We start from the raw sequence: 16,197 nt of genomic DNA on the forward strand, positions 1-16,197 counted from the left end.
TCTTCGGCGTTCTGGGGCCGCCACCTGATCGGGTGAACTGTCCGGGCCGCTCGGTGATCTTGTCGGGGCTCCGGCCGTTGAACCGGCTGACGGTGGGTCGGCGGAAGGGCGGGCGGATGGCGCGGGTGCAGAGGGCGGTCCTGCTGCGGGCGCTGGCGGCCGGTCTGGCGCTGGTCGCGGCGCTGGCCGGAAGCGGCGGCGTGGAACGGGAGTTGGCCCGCCGGGGCGCGGAGCGGGCGGTGGTGTGCCAGCAGTCGGAGGCGGGGTGCGGAGAGCCGGGACGATGATCTGCCGAACCGGACGTATGTCCGCATAACCTCACTCGTCCGGCGTAACTCGCGAATGTGGAGGAACCACCCGCCATCCCCTACGGTTCATCAGGCAGGAAACGGCGGAGCGTGCCCGAGGGGGAACTGATGGCCAGTCAGCAGGCCGAACACGACCGGGTGAGCGGGTTTCGCCGGGTGGTGGACGGTCCGGCGGCGGAGTGGTTCGGGCTGGCGGCGCGGCTGGGCCTGGCCGTGGTGTGGGGCTGGGCCGGTCTGGCGAAGGTCGCCGACCCGGCGGAGGCGGCGCAGGCCGTCCGGGCCTACGAGATCCTGCCCGAGTCGCTGGTGAAGCCGGTCGGCTGGGGGCTGCCGTTCCTGGAGCTGGCCCTGGCGGTGCTGCTGGTGCTGGGCCTCGGCACCCGGGTGGTCGCGGTGATCTCCGCGGCGCTGCTGCTGCTGTTCATCGCCGGCATCTCCTCCGTCTGGGCGCGCGGCATCTCGATCGACTGCGGCTGCTTCGGCGGCGGCGGCGCGGTGAGCGAGTCGCAGACCAAGTACGTCCAGGAGATCCTCCGCGACACCGGCTTCCTGCTGCTGTCCGCGTGGCTGATCTTCCGCCCCCGCACCAAGCTCTCGGTGGACGCCTGGCTGGCCGCCTGAGCACCCCGTCCCCGCTCCACCCCTCGAAGAGAACCGACCCCTGGACCCATGGCAGAGCACCTCATGAGCGACAAGAACCAAGAAGGCAAGCGCAGCGCCCGTGAGCGGATGCTGGAGGAACGGGCGGAGCAGGAGGCCCGGGCGAAGCGGAAGAAGAAGCTGGTGGTCGGCGGCGCGGTGGTCGCCGTGATCGCCGCCGCCGTGGTGGTCGGCGTGGTGGTGCAGAACCAGCGCTCCAAGCCGGAGACCCCGACCGCCGCCCCGGCGGGCACCATCGGCGACAAGAACCTGATCATCCCGGTCGGCGCCGCCAACGCCCCGTCCACCCTCACCGTGTACGAGGACCCGCGCTGCCCGGCCTGCGGCGCCTTCGAGCGCACCTTCTCGCCGACCATCGACCAGCTGGAGGACGCCGGCAAGGTCTTCGTCAACTACCACATCGTCTCGTTCATCGACCGCTCGCTGGGCGGCAACGGCTCCAAGTACGGCGCCAACGCGCTGGGCTGCGCGCAGAACGCCGGGCACTTCCGGGACTACCACGACGTGCTGTACCGCAACCAGCCCGGGGAGACCGAGGACACCTTCGGCACCAAGCAGACCCTGATCGACCTGGGCAAGCAGGTGCCGGGGCTGGACAACGCGGAGTTCCGGTCCTGCGTCGACACCAACAAGTTCGGCGGCTGGGTCTCCGCGGTCCAGCAGGACTTCGACAAGTCCGGCTTCAAGTCCACGCCGACGGTGCTGCTCAACGGCCAGCCGATCTACCCGAAGAAGGGCGACGAGCAGATCAGCACCGACAACCTGGTGAAGTGGGTGGACGAGGCCAACCAGGGCAAGCAGCTGGGCACCCCCGGCCCGCACGGGCAGAGCCCGGCGCCCACCTCGACCGCCGCCGAGCCCAACACCTCGCCCACGCCCTGACCGCCGGACGACCGACCGGGAGGTTTGATGCTTCCGTGACCCGCTCCGGTGCCGGTGCGAGGGGCGGGACACGGTAGCGTCGAGGGTGTCATGGATCTCGCATACATTCCGAGCCCGTCGCGGGGCGTCCTGTACCTCGGACCCATCCCGCTGCGCGCCTACGCCTTCTGCATCATCATCGGTGTCGTCGTGGCCGTGTGGCTCGGCAGCAAGCGCTGGGTCGCCCGCGGCGGCGGCCGGCACACGGTCGGCGACATCGCGGTCTGGGCGGTGCCGTTCGGTCTGGTCGGCGGCCGGCTGTACCACGTCATCACCGACAACCAGCTGTACTTCCGCGAGGGCAAGCACCCGCTCGACGCGCTGAAGATCTGGGAGGGCGGCCTCGGCATCTGGGGCGCCATCGCCTTCGGCGCGGTCGGCGCCTGGATCGGCGCCCGCCGCCGCGGCGTCCCGCTGCCCGCCTGGGCCGACGCGCTCGCCCCCGGCATCGCGCTCGCCCAGGCCATCGGCCGCTGGGGCAACTGGTTCAACCAGGAGCTGTACGGCAAGCCCACCACGCTGCCCTGGGGTCTGGAGATCGACAAGACCCTGCCGAACGGCGACGTGGTCACTGGCATCTACCACCCGACCTTCCTGTACGAGTCGCTCTGGTGCGTGCTGGTCGCGGTGCTGGTGATCTGGGCCGACAAGCGCTTCACCCTCGGCCACGGCCGGGCCTTCGCGCTGTACGTCGCGCTCTACACGCCCGGCCGGTTCTGGACCGAGTGGCTGCGGATCGACGAGGCGCACCGCTTCTTCGGCCTGCGGCTGAACGACTGGGTGGCGATCCTCGTCTTCATCGGCGCGGTGGTCTACCTGGTGGTCTCCGCCCGGCTGCGCCCCGGCCGCGAGGACCCGGACGAGATCGACCCGCAGGCCACCCGCGAGCGCGCCGAGGCCGCGGCTGCCGCGGCCGGCGCCGGGGACGTCCCGGCCGACGACACGCCGAAGGACGCCAAGGGCCCCGAGGACGCGAAGGACCCGAAGGACGCGAAGGACGCGAAGGACCCGAAGAGCGTCCAGGCCGCCGAGGACGCCGAAAAGTCCTCCTGAGCGCACCAGTTGACCCGCCACGGGGCCGCTCCGCCAGCACCGGCGGGGCGGCCCCAACTGCCTTTGGGCAGGCTTACTTTGCTGGAAACTCGCAGGTCAAAAGGCTAGTTTCGAAGGGCACGAGCAGCCTGTCCGGAACCCGGCCTGGGGGGTGTTCGCCGTGCCCGGAAGGGGAGCCGCCCGTATGAGCACCATCACCGTCGACCACCACACCGACAGCCCGCAGCCCCGGATACCCGCCGACGGCCACCACCGGGACGTCAACGGCGGCTGGCTGCGTCCGGCCGTGTTCGGCGCGGTGGACGGCCTGGTGTCCAACTTCGCGCTGATGACCGGCGTGGTCGGCGGGGCCGCCGAGCCGAGCACCGTGGTGCTGACCGGACTGGCCGGCCTGGCGGCCGGCGCGTTCTCCATGGCGGTGGGGGAGTACACCTCGGTGGCCTCCCAGCGCGAGCTGGTGGAGGCCGAGCTGGAGGCCGAGCGGATCGAGCTGCGGCGCAACCCGCACGGCGAGCTGGCCGAGCTGGCGCAGCTGTACGTGGCCAAGGGCGTCGAGCCGGAGCTGGCCATGGAGGTCGCCCGCCAGCTGTCCGCCGACCCGGACACCCTGCTCGCCGTGCACGCCCGCGAGGAGCTCGGCGTGGACCCGGAGGACCTGCCCTCGCCGCTGGTCGCGGCCGTCTCCTCGTTCGGCTGCTTCGCGCTGGGCGCACTGCTGCCCGTGCTGCCCTACCTGCTCGGCGCGACCGCGCTGTGGCCGGCCGCGCTGCTGGCCATGCTCGGCCTGTTCGTCTGCGGTGCGGCGGTGGCCCGGGTGACCGCCCGTACCTGGTGGTTCAGCGGCCTGCGCCAGCTCGCGCTGGGCGGCGCGGCGGCGGCCGTCACCTTCCTGCTGGGCCGACTGATCGGCGGGGCGATCGGCTGACCGGGCCTCCGGACGGGCCTGTACGAACACCCAGATCTCTGCATGACTATGCATTGCAGCGCGTGATGTTCCACACATGGGCACGGGCCGTCGCCTTGCCCTAGTCTCAACATCCGGTCGCCGACCCGCACAATCCCAACCGCGGTCGGCGTCCCGGTCGGAGAATCCCAGGTCGGCCCCCGGCGGGGTCGTTCCGGGGGCGTTTCGCCCCTGTTTCGACCCCCTCGGCCCCGGGCACACTGGTCTGGACGCGCGACGCTGCGCCTTCCCTCCATCCGCCCCGTGACCTGGGGTTGCGTCCGCGATATGGACGCAGGAATCCACTTCCCGGGACCACCGGCATCATGTAACCTGCACCGACCAATCGCATCAGGGCCAACGTCGTCCCTTTGCATCAAGCAACTGATCACGACGACGGGAGAGCCGATGCTGTCTGCATCCCTGCACTCCGGCCACGAGGACGACCCGGCCACCGGCGGCCCCTACGCCCTCGTTCCGGACGCGCGTCCCCAGGCCCAGGGTCTCTACGACCCGCGCAACGAGCACGACGCCTGCGGCGTCGGCTTCGTGGCCACGCTCACCGGCATCGCCGACCACAGGATCGTCGAGCAGGCGCTGACCGTGCTGCGCAACCTGGAGCACCGCGGCGCCACCGGCGCCGAGCCCGACTCCGGCGACGGCGCGGGCATCCTGACCCAGATCCCGGACGCGTTCCTGCGCGCCAACGTCGGCTTCGAGCTCCCCGCCGCCGGCTCCTACGCGGTCGGCACCGCCTTCCTGCCCCAGGACGACGAGGCGACCGAGGCCGCCGTCGCCCGGATCGGCGCGATCGCCGCCGAGGAGGGCCTGACCGTCCTCGGCTGGCGCGACGTCCCCACCGCCCCGGAGCTGCTGGGCGCCACCGCCCGCTCCGTCATGCCGCGCTTCCGGCAGTTCTTCGTCTCGCACGGCGAGCGGGCCGGCATCGAGCTGGACCGGATCGCGTTCGTGGTGCGCAAGCGCGCCGAGCGGGAGGCCGGGGTGTACTTCCCCTCGCTGTCCGCCCGCACCCTGGTCTACAAGGGCATGCTGACCACCGGGCAGCTGGAGCCGTTCTTCCCCGACCTGTCGGACCGGCTGTACGCCTCCGCGATCGGCCTGGTGCACTCGCGGTTCTCCACCAACACCTTCCCGAGCTGGCCGCTCGCCCACCCGTACCGCTTCGTCGCGCACAACGGCGAGATCAACACGGTCAAGGGCAACCGCAACTGGATGACCGCCCGGGAGTCGCAGCTCGCCACCGACCTGATCCCCGGCGACCTGAGCCGGATCTTCCCGGTCTGCACCCCGGACCACTCCGACTCGGCGTCCTTCGACGAGGTGCTGGAGCTGCTCCACCTCGGCGGCCGCTCGCTGCCGCACGCGGTGCTGATGATGATCCCGGAGGCGTGGGAGAACCACGCCACCATGGACCCGGCCCGCCGCGCGTTCTACCAGTACCACTCCAACCTGATGGAGCCCTGGGACGGACCGGCCTGCGTCACCTTCACCGACGGCACCCGGATCGGCGCCGTCCTGGACCGCAACGGCCTGCGCCCCGCCCGGTACTGGATCACCGAGGACGGCCTGGTGGTGCTCTCCTCCGAGGTCGGCGTGCTCGACATCGACCAGGACAAGGTCGCCAGGAAGGGCCGCCTGCAGCCCGGCCGGATGTTCCTGATCGACACCGCCGAGCACCGGATCGTCGAGGACGAGGAGATCAAGTCCGCCCTCGCCGCCGAGAACCCCTACGAGGAGTGGGTCGCCGCCGGGCAGATCCAGCTCGCCAAGCTCCCCGAGCGCGAGCACATCGCCCACACCCACGCCTCGGTGACGCGCCGTCAGCAGACCTTCGGCTACACCGAGGAGGAGCTGCGGGTCATCATCGCGCCGATGGCCAAGACCGGCGCCGAGGCGCTCGGCTCGATGGGCACCGACTCGCCGATCGCCGCGCTCAGCGAGAAGCCGCGGCTGCTGTTCGACTACTTCACCCAGCTGTTCGCCCAGGTCACCAACCCGCCGCTGGACGCCATCCGCGAAGAGCTGGTCACCTCGCTGCACAGCAACCTCGGCCCCGAGGGCAACCTGCTGGACGCCACCCCGGCGCACTGCCGCTCGGTCGGCATCACCTTCCCGGTGATCGACAACGACGAGCTGGCCAAGCTGATCCACGTCAACGCGGACGGCGACCAGCCCGGTCTGAAGGCCGTCACCCTCTCCGGCCTGTACAAGGTCGCCACCGGCGGCCAGGGCCTGGCCGCCCGGCTCGCCGAGATCGCCGCCGAGGCCGACGCGGCGATCGCCGACGGGGCCCGGATCATCCTGCTCTCCGACCGGCACTCGGACGCCGAGCACGCGCCGATCCCGTCGCTGCTGCTCACCTCGGCGATCCACCACCACCTGATCCGCACCAAGCAGCGCACCCAGGTGTCGCTGCTGGTCGAGGCCGGCGACGTCCGCGAGGTGCATCACGTCGCGCTGCTGATCGGCTACGGCGCCGGCGCGGTCAACCCCTACCTGGCGATGGAGTCCGTCGAGGACCTGGTCTCGCAGGGCGTCTTCGTGCAGGGCGCGGAGCCCGAGAAGGCGATCAAGAACCTGATCAAGGCGCTCGGCAAGGGCGTGCTGAAGGTGATGTCCAAGATGGGCATCTCCACCGTCGCCTCCTACCGCGGCGCGCAGGTCTTCGAGGCCATCGGCCTGTCCCAGGAGCTGGTGGACGCCTACTTCGCGGGCACCACCACCAAGCTCGGCGGCATCGGCCTGGACGAGATCGCCCGGGAGACCGCCGCCCGGCACGCCAAGGCGTACCCGGCGTCCGGCATCTCCGCCGCGCACCGCGCGCTGGAGATCGGCGGCGAGTACCAGTGGCGCCGCGAGGGCGAGCCGCACCTGTTCGACCCGGAGACGGTGTTCCGGCTCCAGCACTCCACCCGGACCAAGCGCTACGACGTCTTCAAGCAGTACACGGGCCGGGTGAACGCCCAGTCCGAGCGGCTGATGACGCTGCGCGGCCTGTTCCGGCTGGACGGCCTCGGCCGGGCCCCGATCTCCGTGGACGAGGTCGAGCCGGTCTCCGAGATCGTCAAGCGGTTCTCCACCGGCGCGATGTCCTACGGCTCCATCTCGATGGAGGCGCACGAGACCCTCGCGATCGCGATGAACCGCCTCGGCGGCAAGTCCAACACCGGCGAGGGCGGCGAGGACCCGGAGCGCCTGTACGACCCCGAGCGCCGCTCGGCGATCAAGCAGGTCGCCTCCGGCCGGTTCGGCGTCACCTCCGAGTACCTGGTCAACGCCGACGACATCCAGATCAAGATGGCCCAGGGCGCCAAGCCCGGCGAGGGCGGCCAGCTGCCCGGCCACAAGGTCTACCCGTGGGTGGCGAAGACCCGGCACTCCACTCCGGGCGTCGGCCTGATCTCCCCGCCGCCGCACCACGACATCTACTCCATCGAGGACCTGGCTCAGCTGATCCACGACCTCAAGAACGCCAACCCGGCCGCCCGCATCCACGTGAAGCTGGTCTCCGAGGTCGGCGTCGGCACGGTCGCGGCCGGCGTCTCCAAGGCGCACGCCGACGTGGTGCTGATCTCCGGCCACGACGGCGGCACCGGCGCCTCCCCGCTGACCTCGCTCAAGCACGCGGGCGGCCCCTGGGAGCTCGGCCTCGCCGAGACCCAGCAGACCCTGCTGCTCAACGGCCTGCGCGACCGCATCGTGGTGCAGACCGACGGCCAGCTGAAGACCGGCCGCGACGTGGTCATCGCCGCCCTGCTCGGCGCCGAGGAGTTCGGCTTCGCGACCGCCCCGCTGGTGGTCTCCGGCTGCATCATGATGCGGGTCTGCCACCTCGACACCTGCCCGGTCGGCGTCGCCACCCAGAACCCGGTGCTGCGCGAGCGGTTCACCGGCAAGCCCGAATTCGTGGTCAACTTCTTCGAGTTCATCGCCGAAGAGGTCCGCGAGATCCTCGCCGAGCTGGGCTTCCGCTCGATCGAGGAGGCCGTCGGCCACGCCGAGCACATCGACGCGCGGGCCGCGATCGACCACTGGAAGGCCGCCGGGCTCGACCTCGCCCCGCTGCTCCACGTCCCCGAACTGCCCGAGGGCGCGGCCCTGCACCGCACCACCGAGCAGGACCACGCCCTCGACAAGGCCCTCGACAACCAGCTGATCGAGCTGGCCGAGGACGCCCTGGAGCGCGGCGACGCCGTCCGCATCCAGCTGCCGATCCGCAACGTCAACCGCACCGTCGGCACCATGCTCGGCCACCGCGTCACCCAGAAGTACCGCGGCGAGGGCCTGCCCGAGGGCACCATCGACGTCACCTTCACCGGCTCGGCCGGCCAGTCGTTCGGCGCCTTCGTCCCCCGGGGCGTGACGCTGCGCCTGGAGGGCGACGCCAACGACTACGTCGGCAAGGGCCTGTCCGGCGGCGTGCTCGTGGTCCGCCCCGCCCGGGACGCCGCCGCGATCGGCGCCGACGCGCAGCACCACGTGATCGCCGGCAACACCATCGGCTACGGCGCCACCGCCGGCCGGATCCACCTGCGCGGCAAGGCCGGTGAGCGTTTTGCCGTCCGCAACTCCGGTGCCACCCTGGTGGTGGAGGGCGTGGGCGACCACGGCCTCGAGTACATGACCGGCGGCCGGGTCGTCATCCTCGGCGAGACCGGCCGCAACCTGGCGGCGGGCATGTCCGGCGGCATCGCCTACGTGCTGGACCTGCGCCCCGCCAACGTCAACAGCGGCATGGTGGGCATCGAGGCCCCGGGCGCCGCCGACCGCGAATGGCTGCGCGAGACCGTGCAGCAGCACTACGAGGAGACCGGCTCCACCGTCGCCGCCGAACTCCTCGCCGACTGGGGCAGCGGAGTCTCCCGCTTCTCCACGATCATGCCGACCGACTACAAGGCAGTGCTCGCCGCCAAGGACGCCGCTGAGCGCGATGGCCTCTCCGAGGCCGACACCACCGCGAAGATGATGGAGGCGGCACGTGGCTGACCCCAAGGGCTTCCTGACCACGCCCAAGCAGCTGGCGGAGCGCCGTCCGGTGGACGTGCGACTGCGCGACTGGAACGAGGTCTACGTCGAGCGCAGCCTCCTTCCGATCATCAGCAAGCAGGCCGGGCGCTGCATGGACTGCGGCATCCCGTTCTGCCACAACGGCTGCCCGCTCGGGAACCTCATCCCCGAGTGGAACGACCTCGCCTACCGGGACGACTTCGTCGGCGCCATCGAGCGCCTGCACGCCACCAACAACTTCCCGGAGTTCACCGGCCGCCTCTGCCCCGCCCCGTGCGAGTCGGCGTGCGTGCTCGGCATCAACCAGGACGCGGTGACCATCAAGAACGTCGAGGTCACCATCATCGACAAGGCCTGGGACCGGGGCGGCGTCACCCCGCAGGTCCCGGAGCGGCTGTCCGGCAAGACCGTCGCCGTGGTGGGCTCCGGCCCGTCCGGTCTGGCCGCCGCCCAGCAGCTCACCCGGGCCGGGCACACCGTCGTCGTGTACGAGCGCGCCGACCGGATCGGCGGACTGCTGCGCTACGGCATCCCCGAGTTCAAGATGGAGAAGCGCCACATCAACCGCCGCATCGAGCAGATGCGCGCCGAAGGCACCCGGTTCCGCACCGGCGTCGAGGTCGGCGTCGACCTCACCGGGCAGGACCTGCGCTCCCGCTTCGACGCCGTGGTGATCGCGGCCGGCGCCACCACCGCGCGTGATCTGCCCGTCCCCGGACGGGAGTTGAACGGCATCCACCAGGCGATGGAGTACCTGCCGCTGGCCAACAAGGTCCAGGAGGGCGACTACGTCGACTCCCCGATCTCGGCCAAGGGCAAGCACGTCGTGGTCATCGGCGGCGGCGACACCGGCGCCGACTGCGTCGGCACCGCGCACCGCCAGGGCGCGGCCTCCGTCACCCAGTTGGAGATCATGCCGCGGCCGTCGGAGGCCCGGCCGGCGGGCCAGCCGTGGCCGACCATGCCGATGACGTACAAGGTGACCTCCGCCCACGAGGAGGGCGGCGAGCGCGTGTACTCGGTCTCCACCACGCACTTCGCGGGCGACGAGGACGGGAACGTCCAGGAGCTGCACCTCGTCGAGGTCGCCTTCAAGGACGGCAAGTTCGAGCCCGTGCCCGGCAGCGAGAAGGTGATTCCCGCTCAGCTGGTCACCCTCGCCATGGGATTCACCGGCACCGACGTCAGGAACGGCCTGGTCGAGCAGCTCGGCGTCGACCTCGACGCCCGCGGAAACATCGCCCGCGACGGCAAGTTCGGCACCAACGTCTCCGGGGTGTACGTTTGCGGTGACGCCGGTCGCGGTCAGTCGTTGATCGTCTGGGCGATCGCGGAAGGCCGCTCGGCCGCCGCGGCGGTCGACAAGTACCTGGGTGGCAAGACACCGCTCCCCGCCCCGATCAAGCCGACCGACCGTCCCCTGGTGGTCTGACCACCTCCAAGAACGCCAGCCCCCCTCACGGGGGGTGCGGCCGACAAACACCGACCCGCCAGAGCCGCCGGGATCCGGTCGACGCCTGCCCCTTCCCCGACCAGGTACAGGGCAGGCGTCGTTGTTTTCGCAGGCAGGGAGAGCACGACCACTATGCGCTCGGCACCTTGTCCAGGAAGCCCACGACCGTCGCGATCCGTCCGTCCTCCGCGGCCGTGAGGACGTCGAAGCCGATGACCAGGGCCTCCTCCGCGCCCTCCGGGGCGAGTTCCCAGGTGAAGCGGGCGACGTTGTGGTGGGCGTCGACGGGGCCGGCGAGGCGGAAGGCGAGGCCGGCGAACTGGGACTGGACGGCGGCGAGGGTGGCGTCGAACTCGTCGTGGCCGCGGGTGGCGACCAGGGGGTCGGTGTAGGCGCCGTCGGTGGTCCAGGCGTCCTCGACGAGCTTGCGGCGGGCGGTCGGGTCGGTCTCGTTCCAGGCGGCGAGGTAGCGCTCGGCGAGGTTCTGCAGGTCCATGGTGTGCTCCGTTTCGCGTGGTGTCTTCCTTGCGGGACAAGAAGCTACGGAGCTTGCGCGGATGGCGAATCGGTCGCGCATAGGTAGGGTGCTGGGCATGCTGCTGTACGGACGGGGGTCGGAGCAGTCGGTCGTCGGCCGGCTGCTGGAGTCGGCGGGCGCGGGTCGGGCCGGGGTGCTGGTGCTGCGCGGGGAGCCGGGGGTGGGGAAGAGCGCCCTGCTGGCCGCCGCGGCGGAACTCGCCGCGGGGCAGGTGCTGCGGGCGACCGGGGTGGAGTCGGAGGCCCGGCTGCCGTACGCGGCGCTCAGTCAGCTGCTGGCCCCGGTGCTGGACCGCACGGCTGCCCTGCCGGGTCCTCAACGGGCCGCGCTGGAGCGGGTGTTGGGGCTGGCGGACGGCCCGGCCGGGGATCGGCTGCTGGTGGGGCTCGCGGTGCTGACGCTGCTGGGCGATCTCGCCGAGCGGGGCCCGTTGCTGTGCCTGGTGGACGACGTGCAGTGGGTGGACCGGGAGTCCGCGGAGGCGTTGCAGGTGGCGGCGCGCCGGCTGGGCGCGGAGGCGGTGGTGCTGCTGCTGGCGACCCGGGTGGACGGGCCGGAGCTGCCCGGGCTGCCGGAGTTGCGGGTGGAGCCGTTGGGCGAGGCGGCGGCCGCCGAGCTGTTGGCCGCCGTCGCGCCGGAACTCGCTGACGTCGAGCCGGTGTTGGCGGCGGCGCAGGGCAATCCGCTGGCCCTGGTGGAGCTCGCGGCGGGCGGCGCCGACGGGGTGCTGCCCCCGGCGGGGCGGCTGCGGGTGGCGTACCACGGGCAGGTGAGCCGGCTGCCGGGCGGTGCACAACGGTGGCTGCTGCTGGCGGCGTTGGAGGAGTCCGGTTCGCCGGAGGTGCTGCTGCGGGCGGCGGAGGAGTCCGGGTTGACGGCGGCGGATCTCGCGCCTGCCGAGCAACAGGGCCTGATCCGGGTCGAGTTGACTGCGAATCAGGTGGCGTTCCGGCACCCGTTGCTGCGGTCGGTGCTGGTGGACCGGGCGCCGCTGGTGGACCGGCTCGCCGCGCATGCGGCGCTGGCCCGGGCGTACGGGGAGCGGGAGCCGTTGCGGCGGGCGTGGCACCTGGCGTTGGCGGCGACCGGCCGGGACGCGGCGGTGGCGGAGGAGTTGGCGTCGGCGGCGGCCGGGGCGGCGTCGCGCGGCGGGCACACGGGGGCGTCGGCGGCGTTCGAGCGGGCCGCGCGGCTGAGCCCGGACCCGGCGCGGGCCCGGGAGTTGACGGTGGAGGCGGTGGAGGCGGCACTGGAGGCGGGCGAGGTCGGCCGGGCCGAGGCGCTGGCGGCCGCGGCGGACGGTCCGGGGCTGGACGCGGCGACCCGGGCGCACCTGCTGTTCGCCCGCGGGGTGGCGGAGTTCTGGCGGGGCGAGCACCGCTCCGCGCACCGGCGGCTGGGCGAGGCGGCGGGCCTGGTGGCGGAGTTCGCGCCCGGCCCGGCGGCCCGGGTGCTGGTGCAGGCCGTGCACGCGGCCTGGTACCTCGACGCGGCGGCGGTGCGCGGGACGCTGACGGCGCTGGGCGCAGTCGAGCTGCCGGCGGACGATCCGCTGGTGCCGGTGGTGCGGTACGTGACCGGGGCGCTGGGGGACGGGCCGGACGGGCCGGCGCTGGCGGAGGCCGAGCGGGCGGCGCGGGCCGCCGGCGCGGTGGCGCCGGTGGACCTGGCACTGGCGTGCGGGGCCGCCCTGCTGCCGGGCCGGGACGAGGAGGTGCTGGACCTCGCAGGCCGGCTGGTCCGGGAGGCCCGGGAGGGCGGCGCGTTCGGGACGCTGCCGACGCTGCTGTTCTTCCTGGCCGAGGCCGAGCTGTTCACCGGCCGCCCGGGCACCGCCGACGAGCACGCGGGGGAGGCGCTGCGGCTGGCCGAGGACTGCGGGCAGCCGCTGTGGACCGGGCAGTTGCACGGCTTCCTGGCGTACCTGGCGGCGGCCCGCGGCGAGGACGCCCGGTGCCGGGAGCACGCCGGGCTGGCGCGGGCCCGCGGCGCTTCCGGGGTGCCGTGGGCGCAGTGGGCGCTCGGCGTGCTGGAGTTGGGCGCGGGCCGGGCCGAGGACGCGTTCGGGCAGCTGACGGCGCTGGCCGGCGGCGGGCAGAACTTCCAGGTGTCGGCCGTCCGTTCGGTGCCGGACCTGGTGGAGGCGGCGGTGCGGCTGCGCCGGCCGGAGGCGGTCGCCGAGCCGCTGGCCCGGTTCGAGCGGTGGGCGGACCGCAGCGGGCTGCCGTGGGCCCGGGCGCTGGTGCACCGCTGCCACGCGCTGCTGGCGCCGGAGGAGCTGGCGGAGGAGTGCTACCTGGCGGCGCTGGCCCGGCACGCCGAGCAGCCCCGTCCGTGGGAGCAGGCCCGCACCGAGCTGCTGTACGGCGAGTGGCTGCGCCGGGGCCGGCGCAGGTCGGAGGCCCGGGTGCCGCTGCGCTCGGCCGAGCAGACGCTGCGTCAACTGGGCGCGCTGCCGTGGGCGGAGCGGGCCCGGCTGGAGCTGGACGCCACCGGCGCGCCCGCCGCGCGCGGCCCGGCCGGGGCGGTGGCGGGCCTGACCCCGCAGGAGTCGCAGATCGTCCGGCTGGCCGCGCATGGCCTGTCCAACCGGGACATCGCCGCCCAACTGTTCCTGAGCGCCCGCACCGTGGGCCACCACCTGTACAAGGCGTACCCGAAGCTCGGGGTGAGTTCGCGCACCGATCTCGCCCAGGTGTTGCCGACGCTGTCCTGAGTGACGCCGCAGCACAACTGTGCAACGGCTTGGCCAAATGCCGGAAGCCCCTCGCGGAGTGTCGTCGGGCAGTGGCAGACTGCATCCCACAGGGTCCAACTGGTGGTTCGGGGCGGAGGTTTGCATGACGGGCCTGCAGACGGGCAGCGGTGCGACCGCGCGTCGCATCCAGTTGGGCGCCCAGTTGCGCCGCCTGCGCGAGGCCCGAGGCGTGACCCGGGAGGATGCGGGCTACTCGATCCGCGCCTCCGAGTCGAAGATCAGCCGGATGGAGCTCGGCCGGGTCGGCTTCAAGCAGCGCGACGTGGCGGACCTGCTGACGCTGTACGGCGTGGAGGACGAGCACTCCCGGGCGGCGCTGCTCGGCCTGGTCGTCGAGACCAACACCCCGGCCTGGTGGCACGGCTACGGGGACGTCATCCCCGGCTGGTTCCAGACGTACCTCAACCTGGAGGACGCGGCGAACCTGGTGCGCAGCTACGAGGTGCAGTTCGTGCCCGGGCTGCTCCAGACGCCCGAGTACGTGCACGCGGTGATGCGGGCGGGCAGCCCGACGGTGCCGGACGAGGAGATCGCCCGGCGGGCGGCCGTCCGGCTGCGCCGCCAGGAGCGCTACCTGGCGGCGGACACCACCGCCCGGCTGGAGCTGATCGTCGACGAGACGGCGCTGCGCCGCCCGTGCGGTGGGCCCGAGGTGATGCGCGGTCAGCTGGCCCGGCTGGCCGAGCTGTCGCTGCGGGAGACCATCAGCCTGCGGGTGCTGCCGCTGGGCATGGGCGCGCTGGCCGCGGACAGCGGGGCGTTCACCGTGCTGTGCTTCCCCGAGCCGGACCTGTCGGACGTGGTGTACGTCGAGCAGTTCACCACCGCGCTGTACCTGGACAAGCCGAGCGAGGTCGCCGAGTACACGGCCGCGCTGGACCGGGTGTCGGCGGCGGCACTGTCCGAGGAAGAGACCCGGGTGCTTCTGGCGGAGATCCTCCAAGAGAGCTAGTCCGCACCTAAGATGATGATCCGTCAGTAGGTGATCGTCAGCACCGAGAGGGATCCGATGTCCTTGATCGCGGAACTCGCCCAGCAGTACATCGACGGCCAGTGGCGGCCGGGAACCGGCTCCTGGGACATCGTGGACCTCGATCCCTTCAGCGGGGAGAAGCTGGCCTCCTTCACCGTGGCCACCGCCGAGGAGATCGACCAGGCCTACCGCGCCGCCGAGCGGGCCCAGCCCGCCTGGGCCGCCACCAGTGCGTACGACCGCCGACTGGTGTTCGAACGGGCGCTGCAGGTGGTCGAGGCCCGCGAGGCCGAGATCCTCGACGTGCTGACCGTCGAGCTCGGCGGCACCCTGATGAAGTCCGCGTTCGAACTCTCGCTGGTCAAGGACATGCTGCGGGAGTCGATGTCGCTGGCACTGAGCGCCGAGGGCCGGATCCTGCCCTCGCCGGTGCCCGGCAAGGAGAACCGCCTCTACCGGCTGCCGGTCGGCGTGGTCGGCGTGATCAGCCCGTTCAACGCCCCGATCTTCCTGTCGCTGAAGGCCGTCGCGCCCGCGCTCGCCCTCGGCAACGCGGTCGTCCTCAAGCCCCACCAGGACGCACCGGTGGCCGGCGGCACCCTGATCGCCAAGATCTTCGAGGAGGCCGGGCTGCCCGCCGGCCTGCTCAACGTCGTCCTCACCGACATCGCCGAGATCGGCGACGCGTTCATCGAGCACCCCGTGCCCAAGGTGATCGCCTTCACCGGCTCCGACACCGTCGGCCGGCACGTCGCCACCGTCGCCGCGAGCCACCTCAAGCGGACCGTCCTCGAACTCGGCGGCAACAGCGCCCTCGTGGTGCTCGACGACGCCGACGTCGACTACGCGGTGGGCGCCGCCGTGGCCAGCCGCTTCGTCCACCAGGGCCAGATCTGCATGGCCGCCAACCGGATCCTGGTCGACCGCAGCCTGTTCGTCGAGTTCAGCGAGAAGTTCACCGCGAAGGTCGCTTCGCTGCGGGCCGGCGACCCCGGCGACCCGGAGACCCAGCTCGGCCCCCTGATCAACACCGCCCAGGCCGAGTCCGTCACCGCCGAGGTCGACCAGGCGATAGCCGCCGGCGCCCGCCCGCTGCTGCACGGCGCCACCGTTGGCACCCTGGTGAAGCCCACCGTCCTCACCGACATCCCGGTCGGCGCCCCGATCCTGCACCGCGAGATCTTCGGCCCCGTCGCCCTGCTGATCCCCTTCGACGGCGAGGACGAGGCCGTCCGGATCACCAACGACACGCCTTTCGGCCTGTCCGGGGCCGTCCACACCGCGAACATCGAACGCGGCGTGCGATTCGCCCAGCGCATCGACACCGGCATGATGCACGTCAACGACGGCACCATCGCCGACGAACCGATCGTCCCGTTCGGCGGCCAGAAGAACTCCGGCCTCGGCCGCCTCAACGGCGAGAGCAGCGTGGACGCGTTCACCACCGTCAAGTGGATCTCGATCCAGCACGGGCGCTCGCGCTTCCCGTTCTGATGAGGGGTTGGCGGGGCGCGAACCGACAGGGGGTCCGGGGGTAGCCTCAGCGCCCCTGTCGGTGCAAC

General features: G+C 72.4%; 11 protein-coding genes. 10 read left to right on the plus strand and 1 reads right to left on the minus strand.

Going from position 1 to position 16,197, the window contains the following annotated elements:
* Positions 1-116: 116 nt before the first annotated feature.
* The 7 genes from ACI1MP_RS27705 to ACI1MP_RS27735 all read left to right on the plus strand — a co-directional run bounded on the left by ACI1MP_RS27705 (position 117) and on the right by ACI1MP_RS27735 (position 10,345).
* The gene (locus ACI1MP_RS27705; protein ID WP_189271329.1) at positions 117-287 is read left to right on the plus strand and encodes a hypothetical protein; all 171 of its coding nucleotides are present in this window, start codon (positions 117-119) and stop codon (positions 285-287) included.
* Positions 288-416: 129 nt separating this feature from the next.
* Positions 417-929 carry a MauE/DoxX family redox-associated membrane protein gene (locus ACI1MP_RS27710; RefSeq protein ID WP_380340003.1) on the plus strand — a complete coding sequence of 171 codons (513 nt, stop codon included), beginning with the start codon at positions 417-419 and terminating at the stop codon, positions 927-929.
* Positions 930-977: 48 nt separating this feature from the next.
* Positions 978-1,850 (plus strand): DsbA family protein, encoded by an 873-nt coding sequence (locus ACI1MP_RS27715; RefSeq protein WP_380340000.1) that lies wholly within the window; start codon positions 978-980, stop codon positions 1,848-1,850.
* A 90-nt stretch (positions 1,851-1,940) separates the two neighbouring features.
* Positions 1,941-2,942, plus strand: a complete 1,002-nt coding sequence (gene lgt / locus ACI1MP_RS27720) for a prolipoprotein diacylglyceryl transferase (protein WP_380339997.1) — start codon at positions 1,941-1,943, stop codon at positions 2,940-2,942.
* 184 nt (positions 2,943-3,126) lie between these two features.
* Positions 3,127-3,867, plus strand: a complete 741-nt coding sequence (locus ACI1MP_RS27725) for a VIT1/CCC1 transporter family protein (protein ID WP_043913408.1) — start codon at positions 3,127-3,129, stop codon at positions 3,865-3,867.
* 426 nt (positions 3,868-4,293) lie between these two features.
* Positions 4,294-8,892, plus strand: coding sequence for a glutamate synthase large subunit (gene gltB / locus ACI1MP_RS27730; RefSeq protein WP_404869710.1), 4,599 nt, complete (start codon positions 4,294-4,296; stop codon positions 8,890-8,892).
* Entirely contained in the window at positions 8,885-10,345 is a 1,461-nt protein-coding gene (locus ACI1MP_RS27735; protein WP_404869711.1) for a glutamate synthase subunit beta, read from the plus strand. The genes gltB and ACI1MP_RS27735 overlap by 8 nt, the downstream gene beginning before the upstream one ends.
* A gap of 151 nt (positions 10,346-10,496) precedes the next feature.
* On the opposite strand, the gene ACI1MP_RS27740 is transcribed toward ACI1MP_RS27735, so the two are convergent.
* On the minus strand, positions 10,497-10,862 hold the full coding sequence (locus ACI1MP_RS27740) for a nuclear transport factor 2 family protein (protein ID WP_380339988.1): 366 nt from the start codon (positions 10,860-10,862) through the stop codon (positions 10,497-10,499).
* 61 nt (positions 10,863-10,923) lie between these two features.
* Here ACI1MP_RS27740 and ACI1MP_RS27745 point away from each other — a divergent pair, with 61 nt between their 5' ends.
* The 3 genes from ACI1MP_RS27745 (at position 10,924) to ACI1MP_RS27755 (ending at position 16,129) form a co-directional block, all read left to right on the plus strand.
* Positions 10,924-13,620 (plus strand): AAA family ATPase, encoded by a 2,697-nt coding sequence (locus ACI1MP_RS27745; protein WP_404869712.1) that lies wholly within the window; start codon positions 10,924-10,926, stop codon positions 13,618-13,620.
* A 124-nt stretch (positions 13,621-13,744) separates the two neighbouring features.
* Entirely contained in the window at positions 13,745-14,614 is an 870-nt protein-coding gene (locus ACI1MP_RS27750; RefSeq protein ID WP_100586969.1) for a helix-turn-helix transcriptional regulator, read from the plus strand.
* Positions 14,615-14,671: 57 nt separating this feature from the next.
* Complete coding sequence (locus ACI1MP_RS27755; RefSeq protein WP_404869713.1) at positions 14,672-16,129, plus strand: aldehyde dehydrogenase family protein; 1,458 nt, start codon at positions 14,672-14,674, stop codon at positions 16,127-16,129.
* The last annotated feature ends 68 nt before the right edge of the window (positions 16,130-16,197 follow it).

Origin of the sequence: Kitasatospora griseola (assembly GCF_044999035.1) — a bacterium.
Classification (GTDB): domain Bacteria; phylum Actinomycetota; class Actinomycetes; order Streptomycetales; family Streptomycetaceae; genus Kitasatospora; species Kitasatospora griseola.